We start from the raw sequence: 24,793 nt of genomic DNA, 5'->3' as shown, positions 1-24,793 counted from the left end.
GCCGGCTCAAGCTGAACGATCTACAAGTGCTGTAAGCGCATTAACCTCTGCGTTTTCGATTGCCGTAAGCCATTGGCTAATCGTCCGACCAAGATATGTCGTCTCCAACACGCGTGATTTGAATTCTTCAAGACCAGGTAGAACTATTCTATCCATCTTAGCAAAGTTGGTATCGAGACGGTAAGGAAATTGCCCGGTCAGTGTGCGTAAACGCGCTTGATATTTTCTTTCGGTGCGATAAGTCAAGCCGGTCGTGCCCCATGTTTCAACCACTGCACGCGCTTTCTTGAGTTGCGAAGCATTGCCCTGAAATTTCAACCCATTGCAGTTGGTCTGTTGAAGATTCCGCGTTCGTTTGCGCGTGTCTTCCGGTTCCATGACAACATAATGCGGCGGGTTATGATAGTGATTGTCTCGCGCCTGGGCAACCTCAATCGCATCTCCGATCCAAACATCAATGATCTTGGGCTGACCGGCGATGACGTACTCCGGCATCCAACAAAGCATCGCGACTTTGGTTTGGTTAAATTTGAAAGCGGTCTGGCTATCGCGGAAACGCGCCGTGATTTCTGTCGCAAGTGGAAACCATGTTTTGATTTCGATTCCCGGCTGTGGATCATTCATACCTTGCAGGACAGCATCAGGAAAACCAGGGTCTTGACGCACCCAATGGCAGTGGGGGGACCATTCGTGCGAGGTATTGAGGTACGCGACCATCGCGTATTCAAGTAGGTTTCCGATGATCGGAGACAACTTGCTGACAATTTTCGCTAATTCTACTGCGCCCTGAATCTCGGTGGGTCTTTTAATGGTTAGAACATCAACCGTGTGTCCCTTCAAAGCCAGTACTTCTTGTGTCGCGATGTGGAGCGCTTCCCGGTATTCCATCACTCACCCCTTTGCTTCAGTGTCCGTTCTAATGCGGCGATAAATTTCTCGAAAGATACACCAATCGCTCGGCAAAAATCTCTAACCTCAAGAATATCCATCCGCCTTTCACCACGCTCGCATTTGCTAATGAAGGTCTGGGTAACCTCCATTTTCTCTGCAACTTGTTCCTGCGTGAAACCAGATGATTCTCTGGTTTTCCGCAGTTGTTCGAGGAACAATCCATAATTGTCGGTATGAATAGATTTTGTCATTTGACACCTTCTCAGAAGGATGATATAGTCCTTGTTGGAATAGTCCAAAAAAGACTATGAAAAACACAACGATAGATTCAATCCCGATGACTACCATCGGCTCCGTTCATATTGAATTCGCTGATGCTCTGACGCGCTACGAACATTGGCTCGCGCCTACCGTGATCGTCTCGGATGGTCCCTACGGGCTAGGGCTTTTTCCCGGCGATCCACCCACACCAGGCGGCTTGGGTGATTGGTACGCGCCGCACATCGCGGCGTGGGCGCGCTACAGTCTGCCAGAAACAACGCTCTGGTTTTGGTGCAACGAGGTTGGCTGGGCTTTTGTTCATCCGGTGCTCGAAGCCAATGGCTGGCGCTATCGTTCGTTCCACACATGGGATAAAGGCATCGCGCACGTGGCGGGCAATGTGAACAGCAACACGATTCGGCGTTTTCCAGTTGTAACCGAGGCGTGCGTTCAATACGTCAAAGAAGTCGAGCTGCAAACTGGCGACGGTAAAAAATTACCCATCCGCGAATGGTTGCGTTGGGAATGGCAACGGTCAGGTTTGCCGCTCTCGAAAACAAACGAGGCGTGCGGAGTAAAAGATGCGGCGACACGCAAGTATTTCACACGCGATCACTTGTGGTACTTTCCTCCGCCGGAAATGATGGGACGTTTGGCGGAGTATGCAAACAAACACGGCAAGTCAACCAACCATCCTTATTTTTCACTGGATGGTAAAAAACCTGTAACCGCAGAACAATGGACGCGGATGCGCGCCAAGTGGAATCACGAACACGGAGTTACCAACGTGTGGGCAGAGCCGGCGGTGCGCGGAAACGAACGACTAAAAGAAAACGGCAGCAAAAGTTTGCACTCGAACCAAAAACCACTCCGCTTGATCGAGCGCATTATTTTGGCATCGAGCGATCCCGGCGATGTCGTTTGGGAACCGTTTGGCGGATTATGCACAGCAGCAGTCGCGTCCAAGCGAACAGGACGACGATGCTTCAGCGCAGAGATCAATCCCGAGTATTACGAACTGGCAAAGCGGCGACTGGAGCAAAACGATTTCTTTAGCATGGTGCAGGCATAAAACCGAACGGCTCTATAAAGATTCGTCCATGAATCATTTACATATCCGCGACGCGCGTGACGGCGACCAAGATCAAATTCGCGAGGTGACGCTGTCCGCTTACCAAGAGTACGCCGCCGTCATGCCGCCACCAGCATGGCTCGGCTATCGTCAAAACATCCTTGCCACGCTGGCAGACGTGCGACCCGCCGAGCAAATCGTCGCCGAAGTGGATGGCGCGATTATCGGTACCGTTCTGTTGTTTCCGGATGGAACCACAGTGCACGCTCCAGACGGATCAGCATTCACACTCGAATACCCGGAGATACGCTTACTCGCGGTGGCACCTGCCGCGCGTGGTCAAGGCGCGGGAAAAAAACTGGTCGTCGAATGTATTCGTCGCGCGCGTGAGCAGAAGACGGTTGTCCTGACCCTTCACACCAGTGATATGATGCAAACCGCGATGCAGATGTACGAGCGGATCGGGTTCGTACGAATGCCCAAACTCGATTTCAATCCAGCGCCAGGCATTTTGGTCAAGGGCTATCAGCTTGACCTGGCAAGCCATCCCTGAGAAATTCAGCCGACCGTGCTGAAATACAAATCGCGCGAGTACGTCTCCGAGACACCCTCGCGCGATTTTTCTATCGCGAAAAAAGAAGATGCGATAAATTTCTACACCAACCACTCCAAGCCCAATTTGTCGAGCGTCTCTGTTTCTGGCGCGCCGGTTTGCGCGTTCCATCCGGCAAGCGCGTAATACTCGTCGAGCGCGTGATCCATTTCTGCGTGTGACAACGCGACGCCCGCGCTCGGTCCCGTGCCGGCGAGCGGCTTGAAGAATTTTTGCGGCAACACATCCGCGCGCCGATCCACGCCGCGACGCACGTTGCTCACGCGCATCATGTTCAAGCGTCGCGCGCCGACTTGCAACAACTCGTCGAGCGAGAAATCATCCCAGCCCGTCACCGCGCACACGAGCGCAACCGCATCCGCCGGACCGAACAGCGTCCACGCCGCGCTGTAGACGAACGTGCAGAGCGACGCGGAATCGAGAAACGAATAGAACAACTGGGTCGTGTACGCATAGCGTACTTTTTCCGGACCCAGGTACGCCACCTCCATCGGCTGCGTAAAACCAAACAAGCCCAGCCGATCTTTGTGATCGTTCGACGCGATGCTGGGATCATGCTCCGACGATTCGTGATCTGCGCCGTACGGATTGACCGCGTAGATCAAACCGAGCGAGCGTTTGACGTGCGGCATGTGCGCCGGCGCTTCCGCGCCTTTGACCGTGATGAGAAATTCGTGTCCCCGTCCGAGCAAATCCGCCGCGCGGCGACTGCCGTTCGCCAACACATCGCCGATGCCTTCGCGCCGCGTCATCATTTCGAGCAGTTGAATCAACGCGTGAGCATCGCCATAACGCGCGGGAAAACCGATTTCTTTTTCGGTGACGAGTTTGTTCTCGAAACATTCCATCAACCATGCAATCGTCGCGCCCGCGCCAATCGTATCGAGACCGTACTCGTTGCACAGTTGATTGCCGTACGCGATCGCGTCGAGATCGCCGATGCCGCAGTACGAACCCAGCGTCGCCATCGTTTCGTACTCGGGTCCGCCGTGTCGCTTGGCAACGCGATGCCCGTCCCATTCCGTTTCGACCGCGCGCTTGCAACGCACCGCGCACGCGTAACACGAGTCCGTTTGTTTGAGAATCGTCTCGGTCATCGTCGCGCCGTCAATCGCTTCGTTATCTTCGAATTGACCTTCGCCGAAATTGCGCGTCGGCAAACCGCCCACCGAATGTTGCGAACTCAGTCCGCCGGCGGTGCCATCGCGGTGCAACGAGAGCATCGAAGAGTTGTTGGGTATGTTCGTCACACCCCAACGCGCGAGCCGATTGAATTGATCGGGATGCGCGATGTTCACATGCTTGGACGAACCGCGCACGACGACCGCCTTGAGTTTTTTCGCGCCCATCACCGCGCCCATGCCAGTGCGACCATTCGCGCGATTCGCCATATTGATGATGCAAGCAACGCGCGCGAGGTTTTCTCCGGCGGGACCGCACTGCGCGACCTGGATGTGCTTGTCGCCAAGTTCTTCCTTCAGAATATCATCCACTTGCGACGTCGTCTTGCCCCACAGATGCGCGGCAGGACACAATTCCGCGCGACCATCTTTGATCCATAGGTAAACTGGCTCAGGCGATTGACCGGTGACGACGACGCCATCAAACCCGGCGAATTTCATTTCCGCCGGAAAATATCCGCCCGACTGACTATCGCCGATCCCGTCCGTCAACGGCGACCAGGCATTCGCCGTCATGCGGCTCTGCCCGGCAATCGGCGCGCCGGTGAACGGACCGACCATCAGCGTCAACACATTTTCCGGCGCGAACGCGTCCACCGCGTTCGGCGCGTGTTTCAAAATATAGTACAGTCCCATCGCCGAGCCGCCCAGGTATTGACGATAGAAACTTGCCGGCGGCGTTTCAATCGTCAACGCGCCGCGCGTCAAATCCACATGCAAAATGCGACCGGCAAAACCATACGACATGGTGATCTCCCTTCCGCCAAACTACTTGCCAATCTCAAAGTTCGCGAGCTTTTCCAGAATTGTCACCAACGCCGAGTGATCCAACTCGCCGCCGCCATTCGCGATCAAGCCGTTCATCAGTTCGGCGACGTTCGCGGACATCGGCAGAGTCACGCCCAACTCGCGCGCGGTGTTCAAGATGATGTTCATATCTTTGCGATGCAAATTGATCTTGAACCCAGGTTGGAATGTGCGTTGAATCATGCGATTGCCGTGCAATTCAAGGATGCGCGACGAGGCAAATCCGCCCATCAATGCTTCACGCACCTTGGCTGGGTCCACACCCGCTTTTGCCGCGAGGAGCAACGCTTCGCTCACCGCCGCAATCGTCACGCCGACGATGATTTGGTTCGCGGCTTTGGTTACCTGTCCCGCGCCTGCCTCGCCGACAAGCGTAATGTTCTTGCCCATCTTTTCGAAAAGCGGTTTCGCACGCTCGAACGCGGCGGGCGCGCCGCCGACCATGATCGTGAGCGTCGCGTTCTTCGCGCCGACCTCGCCGCCGGACACCGGCGCGTCGAGCGCGTCCGCGCCCTTGGCGCGCACCGCGTCCGTCACTTTGCGCGCGACCGACGGCATGATCGTGCTCATGTCAACCAGCAAACTTCCCGGGCGCATACCGTCGAGCACGCCATCGTTGCCAAACACCACTTGCTCGACCTGGGGCGAATCGGGCAACATCGTGATGACGATGTCGCTTTGCTCCGCGACCAGTTTTGGCGACGCGGCAGTCTTCGCGCCCAGCGCGGACAGTTCATCCATCGCCGGCTTGACCACATCGAGTACGGTCAACGGATAACCCGCGTTCAACAAATGCTGGGACATCGGTTTGCCCATAATGCCCAGCCCGATAAATCCGATGTGTTCCATGATTGCTCCTTGTGAATCAAGAATTTTGACAGGCGACTTACAACGAATAGCCGTACTCGTTCACCCAATTCAACGATTGCTCGGTCGTCCCGTCGGGAATGTACTCGAGACCGACGTAGCCGGTGTAGCCGACCTGATCCATGAAATTGAACAAGTAACGATAGTTGATTTCGCCAGTGCCGGGTTGATGGCGACCTGGGTTGTCCGCAATCTGGACGTGCGCGATACGCGCGAGATTTTTCTGGAACGTGTTGGCAAGTTCGCCTTCGGCGCGTTGCGCGTGATACACGTCGTACTGAATCTTGAGGTTCGGCGATGCGACCGCATCCTGCGCCTCGAACGCCGCGCGCGGACTTGCGAGCATAAAGTTCGGCACGTCGAACGGGTTGAGCATTTCGATGACGAGCAGGATGCCCTGCTCACCGAGGGCGTGCGCGGCGTAACGCAGATTCTCGATCATCACGCGCGTTTGATCCTCGCGCGGAATTTTCTCGTCGCGCTTGCCGACGAGACAGTTGAGTTGCTTGACCTTCAACACGCGCGCCACTTCCAGCGCGCGCGCGACGCTTTGCTGAAATTCGGCGATGCGATCGGGCAACGCGGCGATGCCGCGCTCGCCCGCGCCCCAGTTACCCGCCGGCAAGTTGAACAGCACCTGGGTCAGCGCGTTCTTTTCGAGCGCGCGCGTGAGCGCGGCAAGGTCGTGCTCGTACGGAAACAGGTACTCGATAAAGTGAAAGCCGGACGCTTTCGCGCGCTCAAAGCGTTCCAGAAAGGGACTGTCGGTGTACAACATCGTAAGATTAGCGGCAAACTTGGGCATGTGTTTTCTCCATCATCAACTTGGGATTCTCGCGAGCATTATACAATCTTCGCGCCGATTCGCGCAAAAATCGTCTTGGAAAATTTCTCTCTGCGCCCTCTGCGCTCTCCGCGTCGGCGGTTAATTCATTAATTTCTTCGGTACACTGCTACCGTCTCCAAAAATCGTTCATCGTTCGCGCGCCAACATGTCGAGCACAATCGCCGACCAACTTTGCGGATGCGCGCCGAGACCTTGCCCGGTCAATGGATGATAGTATTCCCAGAAACCCGCGGCATCCACCAACTGCAAACTCTTCTCGGCTAATTGACGCGCCGCATCCACAAAACCATAACGGCGCAACCCAGCATAGATCAACCAATTCACCGACAACCACACATTGCCGCGCCAATACCCTTCGGGCGAAAAACCTTCTGCGTCGAGTGGCGTGGTCGTAACTGGGAACGGCATCCAGAATTTTGGCAACTGCAAACGCGCGACAAGCTGCCGCGCGTCGTCTTGTGTAACGCATCCACCAAACAACGCGACGAATTCCGACGCGCTCTCCACCCAAATCGGCGTTTCATTCGTTCCCTGTAAATCGTGCGGATACGGCGCGAGCATTTTCGCGCGGATCGCGGCTTGAATCGTTTCGGCTTGCGTTTGCCAGCGCGTCGCCTCCGCCGATTTATCCAACTCGCGCGCGATGAACGCGAGCGCTTCGAGGTCTGCCGCGCGAATCGCGTTGAAATCCATCACCTCGATGTGAAAAAGACCGGCGCGCGCCATTTCACGCGCGTCGCCGCCGAACTCGAGGACACGCGCCGCGAGCGCGATGCGCGCCTGGCGTCCAACCTCGTGCGAAAATTTTCCGGCAATGCCCATCGCCGCGTCCCAACGCGGCGACGCGTCCCAGCCCGATTCCCAGGGATGAAGCAACGCGACCAAGCCATCGCCGTCCGGGTCGCGGCGACGATCAAACCACGCGTGGTACGCGACGAGGCGCGGGTAAAGCGTCACGAGCAAGTCGCGATCCTGGGTCGTCTCGTACAGCGCGCGCGCCGCGACGCCAACGAGCGGCGGTTGCGTAATCACACTCCGCTCGGCATTGCCCCACAAAACTTCGCCGCCGCCGCGCCAGTACGTCATGTGCGGGATCATCCCGGCGTCGTCGCCCGTTTCAACTTGATGCGCGACGACCGCGAGCAATTCATCGCGCGCCATCGCCGGATCAATCCAGCGATACGCAATCGCGTGAAAGCACGAATCCCACAGCCATTGCTGTTCGTACGTCGTCGGCGCGGGACGCGTGTAGCGGCGCCCGTCGCTCGTGACGCGGTTCGACGCAAGTAGTTGTCCCACGCGGTTCTGCCAGTCATCCCACGCCATTTGTCCTAGTTCCATCTTGCCCCCGCTTCAAGTATACCTCAGCCGAGTCACACGTCAATCACGGCGACAACTCAGGACAACCTTGCGCCGGCGCGAAGCGTGAACCTTCGCAAGGTTGACCAAACTCTTTTCGTTTTGCGCGATTGTGAGTATAATCTAGCCATGTCAAACATTCAACCCATTCAATCGCTCTCTGAAAAAGTCTCCGCGAATGTCGAGCGCGTCATTCTCGGCAAGCACGCCGAAGTGGAACTCGCGATGGTCGCGCTGTTGTGCTCCGGGCACATACTCATCGAAGACGTGCCGGGCGTCGGCAAGACGATGCTCGCCCGCGCGATCGCGAAATCACTCGGCTGTTCGTTCAAGCGGCTCCAGTTCACGCCGGATATGTTGCCGACCGACGTGACCGGTGTTAGTGTGTTCAATCAAAAAACGCGCGAGTTTGAATTTCGTCCGGGTCCCGTCCACGCGCAGATCGTCCTCACCGACGAGATCAATCGCGCGACGCCGAAAACCCAGAGCGCGTTGCTCGAATGTATGGAAGAGCATCAAGTGACGGTGGACGGCATGACGTACGCGATGCCGCAACCGTTTTTTGTGATGGCAACGCAAAACCCCATCGAGTACGAAGGCACCTTCCCCCTGCCCGAAGCGCAATTAGATCGCTTTATGCTCCGCATCCGGCTCGGCTATCCCGACAGCAAACACGAATTGGCGATGCTCGACGCGCAACGCGTCGCGCATCCCATCGAAGAAACCGCGCAGGTCGCGAGCGCGGATGAGTTGCTCACGGCGCAACGCGCGGTCAAAGACGTGTACGTGGATGCGCTTGTCAAAGAGTACATCCTCGCGCTCGTCGAAGCGACGCGCAAGCATCCGGACATTTATCTCGGCGCGAGTCCGCGCGGTTCGCTTGCGCTCTACAAGACCGCGCAAGCGCGCGCGGCAATCCAGGGTCGCGATTTCATCACGCCCGACGACATCAAGGCGCTGGTCGAACCCGCGCTCGCGCATCGCCTCATCGTCAGCCCCGCGGCGCGTTTGAAGAATGTTGACTCGCGCGGGGTCGTGGACGAGTTGATTCACTCGGTTGCGGTGCCGGGTTCGCGTGCGGCGTAAATCGTAATACGCGCGCAACGGAATGGTTGCCTCGAGTCAATGCGCTCCGCGAACGTTCGCTCCGAGCCGTTTAACGAGCACAAAGGTGATGTCGTCCTCGGGCGGTGTGTCGCCGACGAACGCCCAGAGGGATTGTTCCAGCGCCGCAACAATCTCGCCGGCAGAGCCGTAACGCTGTTCGACGAGGACTTGATGCAAACGTGTCTCACCAAAGTCTTCTTCGGCGGGATTCAACGCGTCGGTCACTCCATCGGTGTAGAACAAGACAAAATCACCTGGGTCAAGCCACACGCTTTCCTGAGCAAAGATCCGCTCGTCAAACACACCAAGCGCCGGACCCGTGCGGACGAATTCGATCAAGCGATCTTCTTGACAGTGATACCACAACGGTAAGTTGTGCCCCGCATTGACATACACCAGCTCCCCCGTCACAGGATTAAGTTGGGCATAGCAGAGCGTAACAAACATTCCATTCGCCGTGTCCACACTCACCAAGCGGTTGGCATGCGTGAGACATTCCGCTGGCGACCGATCATCCGTGATGCTTGCGCGCAGAGTGCTTCGCGTCAGCGCCATAAAGAGCGCCGCGGGCACGCCTTTGTCCGAAACATCGGCAATCAAGAAACGTTGAAACGGCGATGCCCCGGCCGGTTCAGGCAAACGCAGATTCACAAAATCGAAAAAGTCGCCGCTCACTTCGCGCGCGGGGTACCAGCGCGCTTGGAATTCCCAACCGGCGACCTGCGGGATATCGTGGGGCATCAGACTGACTTGTACGCGATGCGCCACTGCCAACTCTTGCTCCATGCGCGCCTTTTCCACGGCGACCTGATAGAGTCGCGCATTCTCGAGCGCGACGGCGGCTTGGTTGGCAAAGAGCAACAACAAACGCGTCTCGGCGTCGGTAAACGCGGGGGCGGTCTTGGGACGATTGACCGACATCACACCGATGATATGTTCGCCCTGCTTGACCGGCACGTGGAGCACGCGCCCGTAGCGACCTAACGGAATGTGGGCGACCCGACCTTCCCAGGAATCATAGTCTTGAATCACGAGCGGCTCACCACTCTGAAATACCCGCCCGGTCGCTCCCTCACCCGGTTTCAAACCCTGGACTGGTTCCACCTCAGGCTGACCGAATGGCGCACACGGGACCAGCGCATTCGTCTGCGCGTTGTAGATGTAGAAATTGCCTGAAGTGCCATGCAACAATTCCGCGGCGCGATGAAGGATGAGATCTAAAAGCTTGGGGGTGTCCAACTGGCTCGCAATGTCTAGACTCGTATCGTACAGCCGCCGCAATTCGGTTGCTGCGCGCGTGGCAGATTCGTACAGTTGCGCATTCTCAATCGCGATGGCGGCATAGCGCGCCATCAGGTCAAGGAAACGGCGTGTATCACTATCAAAGGGATGCGTTTGCCAATAGCCGATGTTGAGCGATCCGAGGATGTGTTCGCCTTTAACCAGTGGCAGACAAGCCAGCGCCCCGGGACGTTGATCGAGTGGGACGTCCTCGTATGCCGGGTGATTCCGTGAATCTTCGATGAACATGGGCGTGCCGCATTGGACAACGGTATAGGTGATCCCGGTTCGACGGGGCTTGAGGAGAATCGGGGTCTGTTCGTTTGCCCAGTGACTCGCGCTCAAGTGAAGTTCGTCCGCCTGGGAATCGTACAGATAAATGTGGGCGTGGGCAGAGTCAGTCAACGATTGCGCCATCCGGGCAACGCGCTGCAACACGTCGCTGAGTTTGAGCGTCGACGTAAGCCCTAGCGCGACGTGTTGCAGCGCCGCGAGTCGCGCATCGCGCAAATGGCGCGCTTGTTCTGAAAAGTCGTGCTCTGCGAACGGCTGCGACGGATTAGTCGGGTTCATACTGCGCCTCCCGTCCGTATGCCTTGCTATGTTGATGATACCACAATTCGCCTGCTCTGTCATTGCGGGGGAAAGCGCGCAGCGCGGTTTCCCAAATGCCGAACGCTCGGCGGAAACCACAGCACCGCGCACTCGCCACATTCCTGCGCAGATACTGACAATGCTCCTGGCATTCTCAATGGTGAATCTTGGAAGACACAACCAGCTGCTCACTGTATGCTCACCGATTGGGTCAACTTACGTGGCATGCAATTCGCGTTCCAGATGATTTTTGAACCTGGGTGTGCGCAGAAAAACAAAAGCCGTTCGGGTGGAAAAAGAACAGTGTAGGTCAGCCCTGACGTGTGATCAATGACCCAGGTGTGAGTATGACGAACTGCAACGTGGTTCTGAATGCAGGACGCGATAAGGCAGGAGTGATTCAATAAAATGAATTGATGCCGATGGGAAAAATACTTTCCATCGGCATCTTTTTCAAAGAGTTTTCAGCAAGTGAATCCTGGGAAAGGATTCTGCTACAAGCTCGATTGGAATCGAGTCAATTCGCATTTGGATTGTACGGCGCGGCAGATTCGCGAATGATCAGCGGACTTTCGAGCAAGGTGCAATTGCGTAAATCTTCGCGTCCCTGGGATGCCTGGTGCGCGATCTCCACCGCGAGTTTGCCGATCCGGTACTTGGGCTGGTCAATCGTCGTGAGCGGCGGCTTGGAATGCGCGGCGACGAAAATATCGTCCACGCCGATTAGCGAAATGTCCTGCGGTACGCGCAAGCCACTCGCGTGAATTGCGTGCAACGCGCCAAAAGCGACCATGTCGTTGAACGCGATCACCGCGGTCGGTCGTTCCGCGCTCGGCAACCCCAGCAAGTTGTTCATCGCGTGAAAACCGCCATCGGCTTGCGAGCCAGGCGAAACGACCGAACACCATTCCGGTCGAAACGTCAACCCCGCCTCCGCCATCGCGCGTTCGATTCCCCGCCGGCGCGATTGTGATATCTCCCCCCAACTACTCGGTCCGGCAATGTGCCCGATGCGCGTGTGATTCAGACTGATGAGATACTGGGTCGCGCGGCACATTGCATTTTCCATATCAATCCCAATCGAATACACGTCGGGCTTGTCCACGAAATGATTGATGAGGACGAGCGGAATCTTGGCTTGGTCGCGCCAGGTGAACAATTCGGGAAACGGTTGCCCGCCCATCACGATGACGCCATTGAGCGCGCGCTTTTCGAGGCGATGCAAGATTTGTTGTTGATTCTGTGGGCTGTCGGTGAGGTTGAACAGAATCAAGCCGATGCCATAACTCGCGGCTTCTTCCTGGATGCCGGCAATGACTTCGGGAAAGTACGGGTTGGCGAGATTGCCCGCGAGCACGGCAAGCGTCGCTTCGGAAACCGGGATCGTGGTCGAGCGCGGCGCGTAACCGATCGAAGCGACCGCACCCTGGATTCGTTTACGCAGTTCGTGACTGACTGGACCGGTATTGTGAATCACGCGCGACGCGGTCGCGGTCGAGACCCGCGCGTGCTTGGCAACGTCGGCGAGCGTAGGACGCGTAGCACGTTTTCTCATGGCAATCACCCCCTGAAAACAAAATGTAAGAAAAGTAAATCGTACATATTATCCACTTTTTTCGACTAAAGTCAAGTGGTTTGATATTGACAGAATCCCTAAATGTGATATAATTACACTAAATTAAATGTAAATAATTGTAATATTTACATTTTGACATGTCAATTTGTTTCTATGTTGCATTTTCTTACACCATCCGTGGAAGGAGGTCGGTTCTATCTCGAATCTCGCATTTACCACATCGCGAATCCCAGATTGTCTGCCCGATTTTCAAGAGGAGGAAAAGTGAACGCTCGATTGACGCGTAAATCATTATTGCTGTTGGCACTCGTTGCAGTGTTGGCAGTCATCGTCGCGTGCGCGCCCGCACCCGCACCCACTGCCGCGCCGACCACTGCTCCGGCGAAACCAACCGATGTGTCGGCGGCAAAACCAACCGACGCGCCCAAGCCGACTGCCGCGCCAGCCGCGACCGCCGCGCCAAAACCAACGGACGCGCCTAAACCGACGACTGCGCCAACGGCGCCGGTCATCGTCGGACTTTCCGGCGAACCGCCGAATCTCGATCCGCACATCAACGCCGGCACTTCGGCGCGCGCGGTGCGTCTTTTGATCTATCGCGGCTTGTACAACTACGACAAGAACGGCAAGCCCGCGCCGGAACTCGCTGAATCGTACACCGTCTCCGATGACAAACTGACCTACACGTTCAAACTGCGCGACGCGAAATTCCACAACGGCGATACGGTCACCGCCGACGATGTAAAATTTTCGCTCGAACGCATTCTCGAACCCAAGACCGGCGCGACCTTCGCTAAACCGATGTCGGTCATTCAAAGCGTCACCGCCGTTGACGCCAAGACGGTTCAAATCAAATTGAAATATCCGATGGCGCCTTTGCTCGATTACCTCAGTCTCGCCGAATCGTCCATCGTCTCCAAGAAATGGTCGGATGACAAGCAGGGCAAGTTGAGCGAAAATCCGATGGGCGCGGGTCCGTACGTGTTCAAGGAATACTTGAAGGGTCAGCGCATCGTCGTCGAAAAGTTTGCCGGCTTTTACAAGAAGGAGATGCCCAAGAGCGACCGCATCGTTTTCCAATTTTACGCCGACGGCAACACACGCGTGAACGCGCTGCGTAGCGGCGATGTTGATCTCATCGAGTACGTGCCCTGGCAAAGTGTGCCGTCCATCAAAGCCGACACGAATCTCAAAATCCTGGGCGGCACCGGTCCATTCATGGGGTTGATTTTCAACACCACGTTCAAGCCGTTCTCGGATCCGCGCGTGCGCCAAGCCGTCGCTTACGCGATTGATCGCGCGGCGATCATCAACACCGCGTTCTCCGGACAAGGCGTGCCGATCTTTGGCATGGCGGTTCCGACCAGCTCAATTGCGTACGACGCCAAATTCGACAATTACTTCAAGTACGATCCCGCGCAAGCCAAGAAATTGCTCACCGATGCCGGTTATCCAAACGGGTTCAAAGCCAAATTGCTCGCGACCTCGCAGTACGATTTCCACCAAAATACCGCGGTCGCTACCAAAGCCGAACTCGCAAAAATTGGCATTGACCTCGAACTCGATTTGCCGGACTGGGCGACACGTCTGCAAAAGAATTTGAAAGGCGAGTACGATCTGCTCGTCGTCGGCACCGCAGGTGACATTGCCGATCCCGATTACCTCAGCGATTACTACGAGTCCGGCGACATCCGCTTGAACAACGCGCCCGGCTGGAGCGATCCCAAGGTGGACGAATTGCTGAAGAAGGGTCGCGAGACGATTGACCCGGCGCAACGGAAAGCCATCTACACCGAACTCGAACAACGTGTGCTCGACGCCTCGCCGCTCGTGTTCTTGATGTGGCGCGATCAAAGTTACGCGGCAAAGAAATCGCTCGACGGTTTCACCCCACTCCCTGGTTTTCTCAGCTTCCAATCCGGCATTGTGCTGGAAGAGGCGACGATCAAAAAGTAAAATCACAACGAGACCTTCCAGGATTCAAAAACCTGGAAGGTCTTTTGGAGAATCACACATGAGTACACACGCACCGGTCGCCGCGCGACCAGCGAATTACATGGAAGGGACGACCGTTCGTGATGGACTGCGCGATATTGTGGATCGCGAGACGCCGCGCGTTGAAAAACTCGTCGCCGATTGGCTCGCGCGCGGACTAGAACAACTCTACCTGGTTGGCTGTGGCGGATCGTTCGCCACGCACGAACCACCCAAGTGGCTGGCTGACAAGTACTCGACCTTACCCGTTGATCGTTATTCCGCGTGGGAGTTTGTGCGTCGCGCGCCTGCGCGCCTGGGCGCGCGTTCCGCCGTCGTCCTGGGTTCACACTCGGGCACAACCGAAGAAGTCTTGGAGGCATTGCGGCTCGCCAAATCGCGTGGCGCGACCACCGTTTCGTTTTCGCAAGCGGGCACGCCGCTCACACGCGCTGCCGATTTCGCGCTGACTTACAACTCGCCCGCCGCGAATCTTTCCAAATTACTGCTGGGCTATTTGATTATCACCGAGTTGCTCGTTCAGCGTGACCATCAATCTGTTGGCGCAGAACTCAAGAACGCGCTCAGAACTTTGCCCGAGGTGATGCACACGGCGATTCAAAGAACTGAAGCACACAGCCGCACGCTGGCGACCCAGTACCGTGACGCGAAAAACTTTTACGTGATCGGCACCGGCTTGCTGGCTGGACTCGCATATCAATTCGCAATTTGCAATATTCTTGAAATGCAATGGACACACGCGACCTCGTTGAACGCCGCCGAGTTCCGGCACGGTCCGCTCGAAATCGTGCAACCTGGCTTGCCGATGATCTTTTTGCTCGGCGCGGACGAAACGCGCGCCGAAACCGAACGTGCAATGGAATTTTCGCGGCGACACGGGGCAAGCATTATCGCATTCGATTTGAAAGAAATCCCCGGTATTCATCCTTTGCTCGCGCCGTTCGGCGTACATCTACCGTTGCAATGGTTCAACTGGTACCTGGGTGTCGAGCGCAATCATCCGGTTTCGACACGTCGCTATATGGGCAAGGTGCCGTACTAGTCAGGAAGGAAACAGGGAATAGAATGGAAATGAGGGAAATGAAGAAAATAAAGGAAAACTCTGTGCCCTCTGTGTCCCCTGCGGCGGAAAATTTCTATCATGCGAATTGCTACGATTGGCGACAACTGCGTTGATGTGTACACCAATTTCCAGCAAGGATTTCCCGGCGGCGGCGCGGTGAACTTTGCCGTGCACGCACGTCGCGCCGGCGCGCAAACTGCGTACGTCGGCGTCATCGGCAATGACGGGTATGGCGATTGGATGGCGGACGCGATGAACGCGGAAGGCGTCGAAACAAAATTCATGATGCGCGTCCCAGGTCCAACCGCGCTCGCCTTCGTGCGCCTCATCAACGCTGATCGCACTTTCATCGGCAGTGATCGCGGCGTGCGCGATCAGTTGCGCGTGACGCCGGAGATGGATGCGTACCTTGGCAAGTTCGATCTGATTCACACAACGCTCGATGGGCGCGTGGACGCGCACATTCCGGCGTGGCATCGTGCCGGACGAAAAATTTCGTATGATTTCAGTCATCGCGCCAAGCCGGAACAAATCGCCTTGCTACCGTACATCACCGTCGCGTTCTTTTCCGGGCAACACATTGAACCGGCGAACGCACGCGAAAGAGTCGTCGCGTATCAACACCAAGGCGCGCGCGTCGTCGTGATGACGTTTGGCGAACGCGGGAGCATTGCATTCGATGGCGCACGCGAATATCGCCAGCCCGCACTGCCGGCAACGGTCGTGGACACGCTCGGCGCGGGTGACGCATTTCAAGCCGGTTTCATCGTCGAGTACTTGAAATCCGGCGACATTCAAGCCGCGCTCGCGGCGGGCGCGCAGCGCGGCGCGCAAGTGTGCACGCATTACGGCGGATTCGGTCACGGGCACGCGATGGATATGACCGACCCGCGCGTGCAAATATTTTCCACGAAAGACACGAAGGAGCACTAAATTTTTTCTTCGTGTTTCTCACTTGTCCTGGCGGTTACGCAAGTGCCAGGGTCGTGTCCTTCGTGGGCAAAGATTGGAGAACGGAAATTATGCGTTATATGATTGGCGTTGATGTTGGCGGCACGTTCACCGACCTCACGCTCGTGGATGTCGCGGCACAACGCGTCGCGATTCACAAAGTGCTTTCCACGCCGGCGGATCCGTCGCGCGCGATCATGACCGGCGTCACCGAATTGCTCGCGCGTGAACAAGTGGATTTTAACCTCGTGGATTATTTCGGACACGGCACGACCGTTGCGACGAACGCGCTCATCGAGAAGAAAGGTTCGAAAACCGGATTGCTCGTCACAGCTGGGTTCAAAGATTTGTTGGAAATTGGACGGCAAACGCGTCCCGCGCTGTACGATCTTCAAAAAGAAAAACCCGCGCCGCTCGTCCCAGGTCATCTTCGCAAAGAAATTCCCGAACGCGTGTATCACAACGGCGACGTGCGTATGCCGATTGATGTGAACGCATTGAAACAATCCGTCGCCGAGTTGCGTTCCGCTGGCGTCGAATCCATCGCGATCTGTTTCTTGTTCTCGTTCGTCAATCCCGATCACGAAAAGACCGCGCTGTCCGTCGTGCGCGATTTGTTTCCGGATGCGTACGTCACCGCGTCGTATCAAGTCGTTCCCGAATTTCGCGAATTCGCGCGCTTGAGTACGACCGTACTCAATGCGTACCTGGGTCCAGTGATGCGCCGCTACCTGACCAATTTGCAAACATCGGTGCGCCAGGTTGGCATTCGTCAAGACCCGTACATCACGCAATCGAACGGCGGCATCTTGTCGTTGCAGGAGAGCATCGCCTCGCCGGTGCGAACTGCCGTGTCGGGTCCGAGTGCGGGCGTGATGGCGGCGACGCACGTCGGTCACCTGGTTGGGCTTGACAATTTGATCACGCTCGACATGGGCGGCACGAGCGCGGACATTAGTTTGATTCATCGCGGGCAACCTTTGCTCTCGATGGAACGCACGGTCGAAGGGTTGCCCGTCCGCATTCCGATGCTCGACATCGTGACGATTGGCGCGGGCGGCGGTTCGATTGCGTGGCTCGATGCCGGCGGCGCGCTCAAGGTCGGTCCGCAGAGCGCAGGTGCGAACCCAGGTCCGGCGTGTTACGGTTTCGGCGGCACGCTCCCGACCGTGACCGATGCGAATGTCGTGCTGGGACGAATGAATCCGCAACGCATCCTGGGTGGACGCATGGCGCTCAAAACTGAAAATGCAGAGAGCGCGATTCTTACCCACATCGCACAACCGACGCGACTGTCGGTGCTTGACGCGGCGAGTGGGATGATTGATGTGGTGAACGCGAACATGGTGCGCGCGATGCGCCTGGTCTCCGTCGAGCGCGGCTACGACCCGCGCGAGTTTACGATGGTCGCGTTCGGTGGCGCGGGTCCGGTGCATGCAATTGCGCTCGCGCAGGAACTGGGTATTCCGCGCGTGCTCGTGCCGCCAGCGCCGGGGACACTTTGCTCGCTCGGCTTGCTCGTCACCGACATTCGCGTGGATTTCGTCCGCAGTCTCCCACTCAAACCGAATCCCGAATCGTTGCCCAAGATTGTTCGCATCTTCGACGAACTCGTCGCCGATGGTCGCCGCGCGCTCGACAAGGAAAATGTTCCCGAAGCAAAACGCCGTTTGACGCGTTGGATCGAAGCGCGTTATCAGCGTCAGAATTTCGAACTGCCGATTCCGGTTCAAGACCAGGATTTGACGCAAGCCGGGATTGCTGGACTCGCGGAGAAATTTCACGCAGAGCACAAACGTTTGTACGGTTACGCCCGTCCGCAAGCGCCGGTCGAATTTGTGAATTTTCGGTTGACTGCGGTGGGCGAATTGCCCAAAGCGCCGATCCCAGTTTGTCCACCGCGCAACGGCAATCAGCCGACACCATTCGGACAGCGCGAGGTCTTTTTCGAAGAAGCCGGTGGTTATGCGCCAACGCCATTGTATCAGCGCGATGATTTGCGCGCAGGCGATTGCCTTAGCGGTCCTGCGATCATCGAGCAGATGGACGCGACGACGGTGCTGCCGCCGCAAATGCCGTTGCGCGTGGATGAATACGGCAACTTGATGATTGATGTGAAATGAAAACATCAACCGCGAAGACGCAAAGAACGCCAAGAGAAAAAATAAAAACACTTTGCGTTCTTTGCGCCTTCGCGGTTCAAAGAATTTTTGGAGTGAAGAATGACCTCTTTGAGTAATTCGCCGATGGATCCCGTAACGCTCGAAGTATTGAGCAATCGTTTGCTCGCGGTCAGCGAAGAAATCACCGCCGCGTTGATTCGCACGTCGTACTCGACGAACATCAAGGAACGCCGCGATTGTTCGACTGCCGTGTTCGACGCGTCCGGACAAATGATCGCGCAAGCCGAAAGTTTGCCGATGCACCTGGGTTCGCTCCTGGGTGTTGTCGAAGCGGTCTTGAAAAAATATTCCGCCGACCAACTGCGCCCCGGCGATATGTTTGTGACGAACGATCCGTACTCGGGCGGCGGCACGCACTTGCCCGACATTACGATGGTCGCGCCGGTGTTTGTCGAGAATAAATTGATCGGCTTTGTCGCGAACATCGCGCACCACGCTGACCTGGGTGGCAAAGTACCGGGTAGCACGTCGGGCGATGCGACGAGTATTTTCCAAGAAGGTTTGCGCATTCCGCTCGTACCGATTTGCCGCAACGATCAAGTGCTTCACGAGACCATCGAATTTGTGATGCTCAACAGTCGCACGCCGGCGGAACGCGAAGGCGACCTGGGCGCGCAAATCGCCGCGAATCGCGTGGGCATTCGTCGCCTCTCCGAAGTCGTCGCGCATTACGACGTCGAACGCTACAATCAAGCCGTCGCCGCGTTGCTCCATCACGCCGAAGCGATGATGCGCGCGAGCATCCAGACACTGCCGTCCGGCACATACTCGTTCACCGATTACATGGACGACGACGGCATCAACCTGGGTGTGCCCGTGCCAATTTCGCTCAAGGTCACGATTGACGGCGATCATGCGGAAGTGGATTTCACCGGGTCGAGCGCGCAGGTCGCGGGACCGATCAACGTGACGCTCAACGGAACCTGGGCAACGGTGTTTTATTGCTTCAAAGCACTCGTTGGTCCGACGATTCCATCGAATCACGGCATCTATCGTCCGTTGCGTTTGATCGCGCCGGAAGGAAGCATCGTCAATTGCCGCGCGCCCGCGCCAGTCGGCGAACGCATTGATACGTGCCAGCGCATCGCGGACACATTTTTTGGCGCGATGTCCAAAGCCGCGCCCGACCGCGTGATCGCGGCGAGCAACAGCAGTGTAACAACCGCGACCTTTTCCGGGATTCATCCGGAAACCGGACTGTTCTACGTTTATCTCGAAACGATTGCGGGCGGTCAAGGCGCGCATTCCGCCGGTGATGGCTTGAGCGGCGTGCAAGTTCACATGACGAACACGTCGAACCTGCCAATTGAGGCGCTCGAACGCGAGTATCCGTTGCTCGTCGAGCGGTACGCGTTGCGCACCGATTCTGGCGGCGCGGGAAAATATCGCGGCGGGCTGGGCATTCAGCGCGACATTCGCGCGCTGCACGATGGCGTCACGTTTTCCGGTTTGGCGGATCGGCAACGCATGGCGCCCTGGGGTCTTGATGGCGCGGGCGAAGGCGCGGTCGGGGAATTTTTGCTGCAACGCACCGATGGCTCGGAAGCAAAACTGAGTTCCAAGGTTTCGGATGTCGCGCTCAAAGGCGAAGACCTGATTAGCGTTCGCACACCGGCGGCGGGTGGCTATGGCGCGGCAAAGTTGCGTGATCCGCACGCTGTATTGCATGATATAATCGAAGGCAAGATCACCGCGCGCGCCGCACTCGAACTGTACGGCGTCGTGTTGAAAGACAACGGCACCGCGATTGACGAAGACAAAACGCGGCAAGCGCGCGTCGCGAGAGTCTGATTGCCTCACCCCCCTCCCCGCCTTCGGCACCCCTCCCCCCTCTCCTCTCGCCACGTCCTTAAGGGCGTGGCTAGAGGAGAGGGGGGAGGGGACGGGGGTAGGGTGTGAGGTCGGAGTCACCTCCTTGAGCCGATTTCTGATCCGTCGCGTACTCATCTCTCTGCTGTTGGTCTTGCTCGTCGAGACCATTGTCTTTAGTTTGGTGCATCTCCTCCCCGGCGATCCGGTCATGATCATCCTGGGTTCGGAACGCACGCCCGATCCTAAAGTTGTGGAAGCGGTGCGCGTGAAACTGGGTTTAGATCAACCCCTGCCGGTGCAGTACGTGCGCTGGCTCGGTGGACTGATTCAACGCGACCTGGGTTTGTCGCTCGTGGACGGCTCGCCGGTGTGGGACACGATTGCGGAACGCCTGCCGCGCACACTAGAACTCGTAACCGTCGCGATGATCCTGGCAACCTTGATCGGCATACCCCTGGGAATTTTCGCGGCGTTACGTTGGAATCGTCCCACCGATCGCGTGCTTTCGATCCTCGGCGCGCTTGGCATTTCCTCGCCGGTCTATGTTGTTGGCACGTTGCTCGTGCTTTTATTCGGCGTCACCTGGCGTTGGTTGCCGATTGCCGGCTACGCGCCGATCACCGATAGTTGGACCGAACATCTGCGCCGTTTGACCTTGCCCGCGATCACGCTCGCGCTTGGACCGATGGCGATCATCACGCGCATGACGCGTTCGAGTATGCTCGAAGTCTTTCAGCAGGATTACGTTCGCACCGCGCGCGCCAAAGGTCTGCACGAGCGCGTCGTCGTGACGCGGCACATGTTGAGCAACGCACTCATTCCAATCGTGACGGTCATCGGTTTGCAAATGGGCACACTCATCGGCGGCTCGGTGCTGGTCGAGTACATTTTCAATTGGCCCGGACTTTCGACGTTGCTCGTCACCGCGTTGGGTCGGCGCGATTATCCCATCGTGCAAGGCGTGATTCTGACCTCGGCAAGTTTGTTTATCATCTTCAACATGATCGTGGATATGCTGTACGGCGTGCTCGATCCGCGCGTGCGTTACTCGTAGGTGCAGTCGCAATGCGGCGAAAAATTCAACGCTACTTTTGGTTGCTCGTCAGCGGCGCGATCATTCTCGCGATTGTGCTCGTCGCGATTTTCGCGCCCGTGCTCGCGCGCTACGATCCGCTCAAGATTGATCCGCTTCGCGTTTTACAATCACCTTCTCCACAAAATCCGCTCGGCACGGATGAGTTCGGGCGCGATGTGCTCAGTCGTTTGATTTACGGCGCGCAACCGTCGCTCATCGTCGCGGTCGGTGCGACGACGTTGGCAATGGTGATCGGCGTGTTCCTGGGCGTCATCGCCGGATTCTTTCGCGGATGGATCGAACAGATTTTGATGCGGCTCGTGGACGCGCTCCTTTGCTTTCCACCGATTCTGCTCGCGATGGTCGTCGTCGGCTTGCTGGGACCCGGTGTCACCAACCTGGTTATTGTGATCGGCATTCTGTACTCGACGACGTTCGCGCGGCTTGCTTACGCTTCGACGATGCAAGTGAAGGCGATGGAGTACGTCACCGTCGCGATGGCAGTCGGCGTGGACAATCGCGGCTTGATCTGGCGACACATCTTGCCGAACATTCTCTCGCCGCTGATCGTGCAAGCCAGTCTCACTGCCGCCGCGACGATCCTGCTCGAATCAGGTCTGAGTTTCCTGGGTCTGGGCGTCGTCCCGCCGACGCCGTCCTGGGGGTTGATCATCGGAGCGGCGCGCAATTACATGTACCAATCGCCGCTGTATGTGTTGTGGCCCTCGCTCTTGATCGCCGGTATCGTGCTTGCGATCAACACCTTTGGTGATACGCTCCGCGATTTTCTCGATCCGCGCTTGCGGAAATGGATTTGAGTAATGTGGCATTCGCCCGACCATGCAATGAGGGCGGCTTGTCCCGACCACACCCCGAGGGTGTCTGTCAAAATTTTGGAACACTCAACCTTGCGAAGGTTTTGACGGCAAAACAAATAGGATTGCCGTTCAACCTTCGCAAGATTTTTTCACCACCCAAAAATTTGACGCACACCCACACCCCGAATGACCTTTGCCTAAATTTGGGTGAACGCTTATAATCCATTGGTAAGAACAATACCTTCGCCGATGTATTCCTTCATCCGCGAATCTCGCGCATCTTCGCTAATTGTGTTTTTTATTCGACAGTGTAGCAAGGCGACCGACAGGGGCGATTGAAATCGCCTTTGGTGGGCGTTCCGCCGGGCGTCCACCTACGTGGACGCGAAATTCGCCCGCGTAGGCGGGCGACCAGCCAACGGCTCACGCGGGGCAATTTCAATTGCCATTTTACCGGCGGGCATGCTACAGTCTCGAAAATTCGCGTGATTCGCGTTATTCGCGGATCAATTTATGATTTTGGCGAAGGTGTTGAAGAACGTTCGGGGTTGTGGTCTTCCGAATCGGAACGGGACTGTGAGCATGAAATTGCATCAATCAATCTTGACGCGCGTGGAGGAACGGATAGGTATCTTCTGGCAATGGATTGGCGCGACGCCGGTTGCTCTCAAAGTAATCGGGCTGATTGTGTTGCCGCTTTTGGTTGGCGGCATTGGTGGAGCATTGTTCATCCGCGAGCGTCTCGGCGTACTGCTCCAGATACACGGCGCGCAGTCCATTCAAGCTCAAATCTTTATTGCTTTAACTGAGCAAGCCGCGACCGTTTTTGTCGGCGTCGCTTTACTGGGCTTGGGGCTGGCGGTCATTTTTACGCGAATCCTCGTTCATCCACTCCAAAATATTGTGCGCGCGATGGGACGCGTCAAAGCCGGCGACCTCACCGTCCAAATTCCGATTTGGGCGCGCGATGAAATCGGCGAGGTGCAATCTGAATTCAACACGATGGTGAATAGTCTGCGCGAAACGAACCTGGCTTTGCTGCGCCAACAACGCGAAATGGCGGAGTTGAATCAGGAGAACCTGCGCTTGCTCGCGGACGTGCAAGCCAAGCGCGAACGCCTTGAACACCTCTTGCACCATGCCCTCTCCGCGCAGGAAGCGGAACGCAAACGCCTCGCGCGCGAATTGCATGATGAGACCGGGCAATCGCTCACCTCGATCTTGCTGCGCTTGAAAGCATTGCAAACCGAAACCGACCTCGAATTGATTCACGATCGAATCAATGGTCTGCGCTATCTCACCGGCGAAACGCTCGAAGAGGTACGGCGACTTGCCATGGATTTGCGTCCAACCGCGCTCGACGACCTGGGCTTGGTGCCGGCGATTCGCGGGTACGTTCAAGAATGGTGCAAACGAAGCGGCATCGAGATCGTTTTCACTCCTAGCCCTACCATAGACCGCTTGCCAACCGACCACGAAATTATTTTGTATCGCGCGGTGCAGGAAGGACTGACGAATATCGTGCGCCACGCGCAGGCGCATCATGCGAGTGTCACCTTGGAACAAGGCGCGCGCGCCGTTTGGCTCACGATTGAAGACGATGGCAAAGGGATGAATCCTGGAATTGACCATCGAAACGGTATGGGCTTGGAAGGCATGCGCGAACGCGTGGCGCTTGTGGGCGGACGCTTGCAAGTAGATTCCGCACCCGATGCCGGGACCCGCATCTTGATCGAGTTGCCGTTGGGAGAATCGAAATGACCGCGCCGATTCGCGTTTTGCTTGTGGATGATCACGCGGTCGTGCGCACCGGTGTGCGGCTGTTGCTCGAAAAACAATCCGACATGGTAGTTGTAGGTGAAGCGGCAGATGGCGCGCGCGCCGTTCGACAAACACTCGATCTGCAACCGGATGTGGTCGTGATGGATATTACTCTGCCGGATTTCGACGGCGTCGAAGCGACGCGACGCATTCACGCAACTTTACCCAATGCGCACGTGCTCGCGCTGACGATGCACGACGAGGATGCGTACCTCGTGCCATTTCTACAAGCCGGCGGCGCCGGGTATGTTCGCAAATCGGCGGCTGACCGCGATGTCGTCGCGGCGATTCGCGCGGTCGCACGCGGCGAATCGTTTCTACAACCCGAAGGTGTTGCCGCGATGGTGCGCGACCATCAATCGCCCAAGCCCGATCGCGATCCACTTTCAGAACGCGAACGCCAAGTTCTTGTGTTGACGGCAAAGGGGTACACGAGCCGCGAAATCGGCGATCAACTCGCGCTGTCGCCGCGGACCGTCGAGACATATCGCGAACGCATCATGCAAAAATTGGGCTTGGCGCATCGTTCCGAATTGGTCGAGTATGCGTTGCACCACAAATTGCTCGACTGAGCGCTGTCCGTACAAACTACCACAAATTCTATCGGGCGACTCCTGAC

At 56.9% G+C, this 24,793-nt stretch carries 20 protein-coding genes; 12 read left to right on the top strand and 8 right to left on the bottom strand.

Translation table 11 applies throughout. The annotated features are described in order from the left end of the window. Positions 1–6: 6 nt before the first annotated feature. Positions 7–888 carry a hypothetical protein gene (locus HY868_06740; protein MBI5301814.1) on the bottom strand — a complete coding sequence of 294 codons (882 nt, stop codon included), beginning with the start codon at positions 886–888 and terminating at the stop codon, positions 7–9. Then, positions 888–1,142: a helix-turn-helix transcriptional regulator gene (locus tag HY868_06735; protein ID MBI5301813.1), complete on the bottom strand. Its 255-nt coding sequence runs from the start codon at positions 1,140–1,142 to the stop codon at positions 888–890. Before HY868_06735 ends, HY868_06740 begins: the two co-directional genes overlap by 1 nt. 56 nt (positions 1,143–1,198) lie before the next feature. Here HY868_06735 and HY868_06730 point away from each other — a divergent pair, with 56 nt between their 5' ends. Both HY868_06730 and HY868_06725 read left to right on the top strand, forming a co-directional pair. Next, positions 1,199–2,224 carry a site-specific DNA-methyltransferase gene (locus tag HY868_06730; protein ID MBI5301812.1) on the top strand — a complete coding sequence of 342 codons (1,026 nt, stop codon included), beginning with the start codon at positions 1,199–1,201 and terminating at the stop codon, positions 2,222–2,224. 28 nt (positions 2,225–2,252) lie between these two features. Beyond that, positions 2,253–2,777, top strand: coding sequence for a GNAT family N-acetyltransferase (locus HY868_06725; GenBank protein MBI5301811.1), 525 nt, complete (start codon positions 2,253–2,255; stop codon positions 2,775–2,777). Between the two features lie 101 nt (positions 2,778–2,878). Here HY868_06725 and HY868_06720 read toward each other — a convergent pair whose 3' ends face one another. The 4 genes from HY868_06720 to HY868_06705 form a co-directional block, all read right to left on the bottom strand. Next, complete coding sequence (locus HY868_06720; protein ID MBI5301810.1) at positions 2,879–4,765, bottom strand: aldehyde ferredoxin oxidoreductase family protein; 1,887 nt, start codon at positions 4,763–4,765, stop codon at positions 2,879–2,881. Between the two features lie 21 nt (positions 4,766–4,786). Further along, positions 4,787–5,674: a 2-hydroxy-3-oxopropionate reductase gene (locus HY868_06715; protein ID MBI5301809.1), complete on the bottom strand. Its 888-nt coding sequence runs from the start codon at positions 5,672–5,674 to the stop codon at positions 4,787–4,789. A gap of 37 nt (positions 5,675–5,711) precedes the next feature. Next, a complete protein-coding gene (gene hyi, locus HY868_06710; GenBank protein ID MBI5301808.1) occupies positions 5,712–6,497 on the bottom strand; it encodes a hydroxypyruvate isomerase in 786 nt (261 codons plus the stop codon). A 168-nt stretch (positions 6,498–6,665) separates the two neighbouring features. Beyond that, entirely contained in the window at positions 6,666–7,880 is a 1,215-nt protein-coding gene (locus tag HY868_06705; protein MBI5301807.1) for a hypothetical protein, read from the bottom strand. A gap of 156 nt (positions 7,881–8,036) precedes the next feature. On the opposite strand from HY868_06705, the gene HY868_06700 reads away from it, so the two are divergent. Continuing rightward, positions 8,037–8,984: a MoxR family ATPase gene (locus HY868_06700; GenBank protein ID MBI5301806.1), complete on the top strand. Its 948-nt coding sequence runs from the start codon at positions 8,037–8,039 to the stop codon at positions 8,982–8,984. Between the two features lie 36 nt (positions 8,985–9,020). Here the strand turns inward: HY868_06700 and HY868_06695 are convergent, their stop codons facing one another. After that, positions 9,021–10,859 (bottom strand): SpoIIE family protein phosphatase, encoded by a 1,839-nt coding sequence (locus HY868_06695; protein MBI5301805.1) that lies wholly within the window; start codon positions 10,857–10,859, stop codon positions 9,021–9,023. Between the two features lie 538 nt (positions 10,860–11,397). Continuing rightward, positions 11,398–12,435 (bottom strand): LacI family DNA-binding transcriptional regulator, encoded by a 1,038-nt coding sequence (locus HY868_06690; protein ID MBI5301804.1) that lies wholly within the window; start codon positions 12,433–12,435, stop codon positions 11,398–11,400. Positions 12,436–12,720: 285 nt separating this feature from the next. Here HY868_06690 and HY868_06685 point away from each other — a divergent pair, with 285 nt between their 5' ends. The 9 genes from HY868_06685 (at position 12,721) to HY868_06645 (ending at position 24,746) form a co-directional block, all read left to right on the top strand. Continuing rightward, positions 12,721–14,412 (top strand): peptide ABC transporter substrate-binding protein, encoded by a 1,692-nt coding sequence (locus tag HY868_06685; GenBank protein ID MBI5301803.1) that lies wholly within the window; start codon positions 12,721–12,723, stop codon positions 14,410–14,412. Positions 14,413–14,470: 58 nt separating this feature from the next. After that, positions 14,471–15,493 carry an SIS domain-containing protein gene (locus HY868_06680; protein ID MBI5301802.1) on the top strand — a complete coding sequence of 341 codons (1,023 nt, stop codon included), beginning with the start codon at positions 14,471–14,473 and terminating at the stop codon, positions 15,491–15,493. A gap of 99 nt (positions 15,494–15,592) precedes the next feature. After that, positions 15,593–16,447, top strand: a complete 855-nt coding sequence (locus tag HY868_06675) for a hypothetical protein (protein ID MBI5301801.1) — start codon at positions 15,593–15,595, stop codon at positions 16,445–16,447. Between the two features lie 89 nt (positions 16,448–16,536). Further along, on the top strand, positions 16,537–18,588 hold the full coding sequence (locus HY868_06670; protein MBI5301800.1) for a hydantoinase/oxoprolinase family protein: 2,052 nt from the start codon (positions 16,537–16,539) through the stop codon (positions 18,586–18,588). Between the two features lie 123 nt (positions 18,589–18,711). Further along, positions 18,712–20,439 carry a hydantoinase B/oxoprolinase family protein gene (locus HY868_06665; protein MBI5301799.1) on the top strand — a complete coding sequence of 576 codons (1,728 nt, stop codon included), beginning with the start codon at positions 18,712–18,714 and terminating at the stop codon, positions 20,437–20,439. A gap of 124 nt (positions 20,440–20,563) precedes the next feature. After that, entirely contained in the window at positions 20,564–21,514 is a 951-nt protein-coding gene (locus tag HY868_06660; protein ID MBI5301798.1) for an ABC transporter permease, read from the top strand. An 11-nt stretch (positions 21,515–21,525) separates the two neighbouring features. Further along, positions 21,526–22,353 (top strand): ABC transporter permease, encoded by an 828-nt coding sequence (locus HY868_06655; protein MBI5301797.1) that lies wholly within the window; start codon positions 21,526–21,528, stop codon positions 22,351–22,353. 582 nt (positions 22,354–22,935) lie between these two features. After that, a complete protein-coding gene (locus tag HY868_06650) occupies positions 22,936–24,114 on the top strand; it encodes a sensor histidine kinase (GenBank protein MBI5301796.1) in 1,179 nt (392 codons plus the stop codon). Continuing rightward, positions 24,111–24,746 carry a response regulator transcription factor gene (locus tag HY868_06645; GenBank protein MBI5301795.1) on the top strand — a complete coding sequence of 212 codons (636 nt, stop codon included), beginning with the start codon at positions 24,111–24,113 and terminating at the stop codon, positions 24,744–24,746. The genes HY868_06650 and HY868_06645 overlap by 4 nt, the downstream gene beginning before the upstream one ends. The last annotated feature ends 47 nt before the right edge of the window (positions 24,747–24,793 follow it).

Source organism: Chloroflexota bacterium (assembly GCA_016219275.1).
In the GTDB taxonomy this organism is placed as follows: domain Bacteria; phylum Chloroflexota; class Anaerolineae; order UBA4142; family UBA4142; genus JACRBM01.
This window is presented reverse-complemented; position numbering and strand designations above follow the sequence as displayed.

Bases quoted from the DNA above. Each gene is read 5' to 3' on its own strand.
- HY868_06740 (MBI5301814.1), bottom strand. From the start codon at position 888: ATGGAATACCGGGAAGCGCTCCACATCGCGACACAAGAAGTACTGGCT.
- HY868_06735 (MBI5301813.1), bottom strand. From the start codon at position 1,142: ATGACAAAATCTATTCATACCGACAATTATGGATTGTTCCTCGAACAA.
- HY868_06730 (MBI5301812.1), top strand. From the start codon at position 1,199: ATGAAAAACACAACGATAGATTCAATCCCGATGACTACCATCGGCTCC.
- HY868_06725 (MBI5301811.1), top strand. From the start codon at position 2,253: ATGAATCATTTACATATCCGCGACGCGCGTGACGGCGACCAAGATCAA.
- HY868_06720 (MBI5301810.1), bottom strand. From the start codon at position 4,765: ATGTCGTATGGTTTTGCCGGTCGCATTTTGCATGTGGATTTGACGCGC.
- HY868_06715 (MBI5301809.1), bottom strand. From the start codon at position 5,674: ATGGAACACATCGGATTTATCGGGCTGGGCATTATGGGCAAACCGATG.
- hyi (MBI5301808.1), bottom strand. From the start codon at position 6,497: ATGCCCAAGTTTGCCGCTAATCTTACGATGTTGTACACCGACAGTCCC.
- HY868_06705 (MBI5301807.1), bottom strand. From the start codon at position 7,880: ATGGAACTAGGACAAATGGCGTGGGATGACTGGCAGAACCGCGTGGGA.
- HY868_06695 (MBI5301805.1), bottom strand. From the start codon at position 10,859: ATGAACCCGACTAATCCGTCGCAGCCGTTCGCAGAGCACGACTTTTCA.
- HY868_06690 (MBI5301804.1), bottom strand. From the start codon at position 12,435: ATGAGAAAACGTGCTACGCGTCCTACGCTCGCCGACGTTGCCAAGCAC.
- HY868_06680 (MBI5301802.1), top strand. From the start codon at position 14,471: ATGAGTACACACGCACCGGTCGCCGCGCGACCAGCGAATTACATGGAA.
- HY868_06675 (MBI5301801.1), top strand. From the start codon at position 15,593: ATGCGAATTGCTACGATTGGCGACAACTGCGTTGATGTGTACACCAAT.
- HY868_06670 (MBI5301800.1), top strand. From the start codon at position 16,537: ATGCGTTATATGATTGGCGTTGATGTTGGCGGCACGTTCACCGACCTC.
- HY868_06665 (MBI5301799.1), top strand. From the start codon at position 18,712: ATGGATCCCGTAACGCTCGAAGTATTGAGCAATCGTTTGCTCGCGGTC.
- HY868_06655 (MBI5301797.1), top strand. From the start codon at position 21,526: ATGCGGCGAAAAATTCAACGCTACTTTTGGTTGCTCGTCAGCGGCGCG.
- HY868_06650 (MBI5301796.1), top strand. From the start codon at position 22,936: ATGAAATTGCATCAATCAATCTTGACGCGCGTGGAGGAACGGATAGGT.
- HY868_06645 (MBI5301795.1), top strand. From the start codon at position 24,111: ATGACCGCGCCGATTCGCGTTTTGCTTGTGGATGATCACGCGGTCGTG.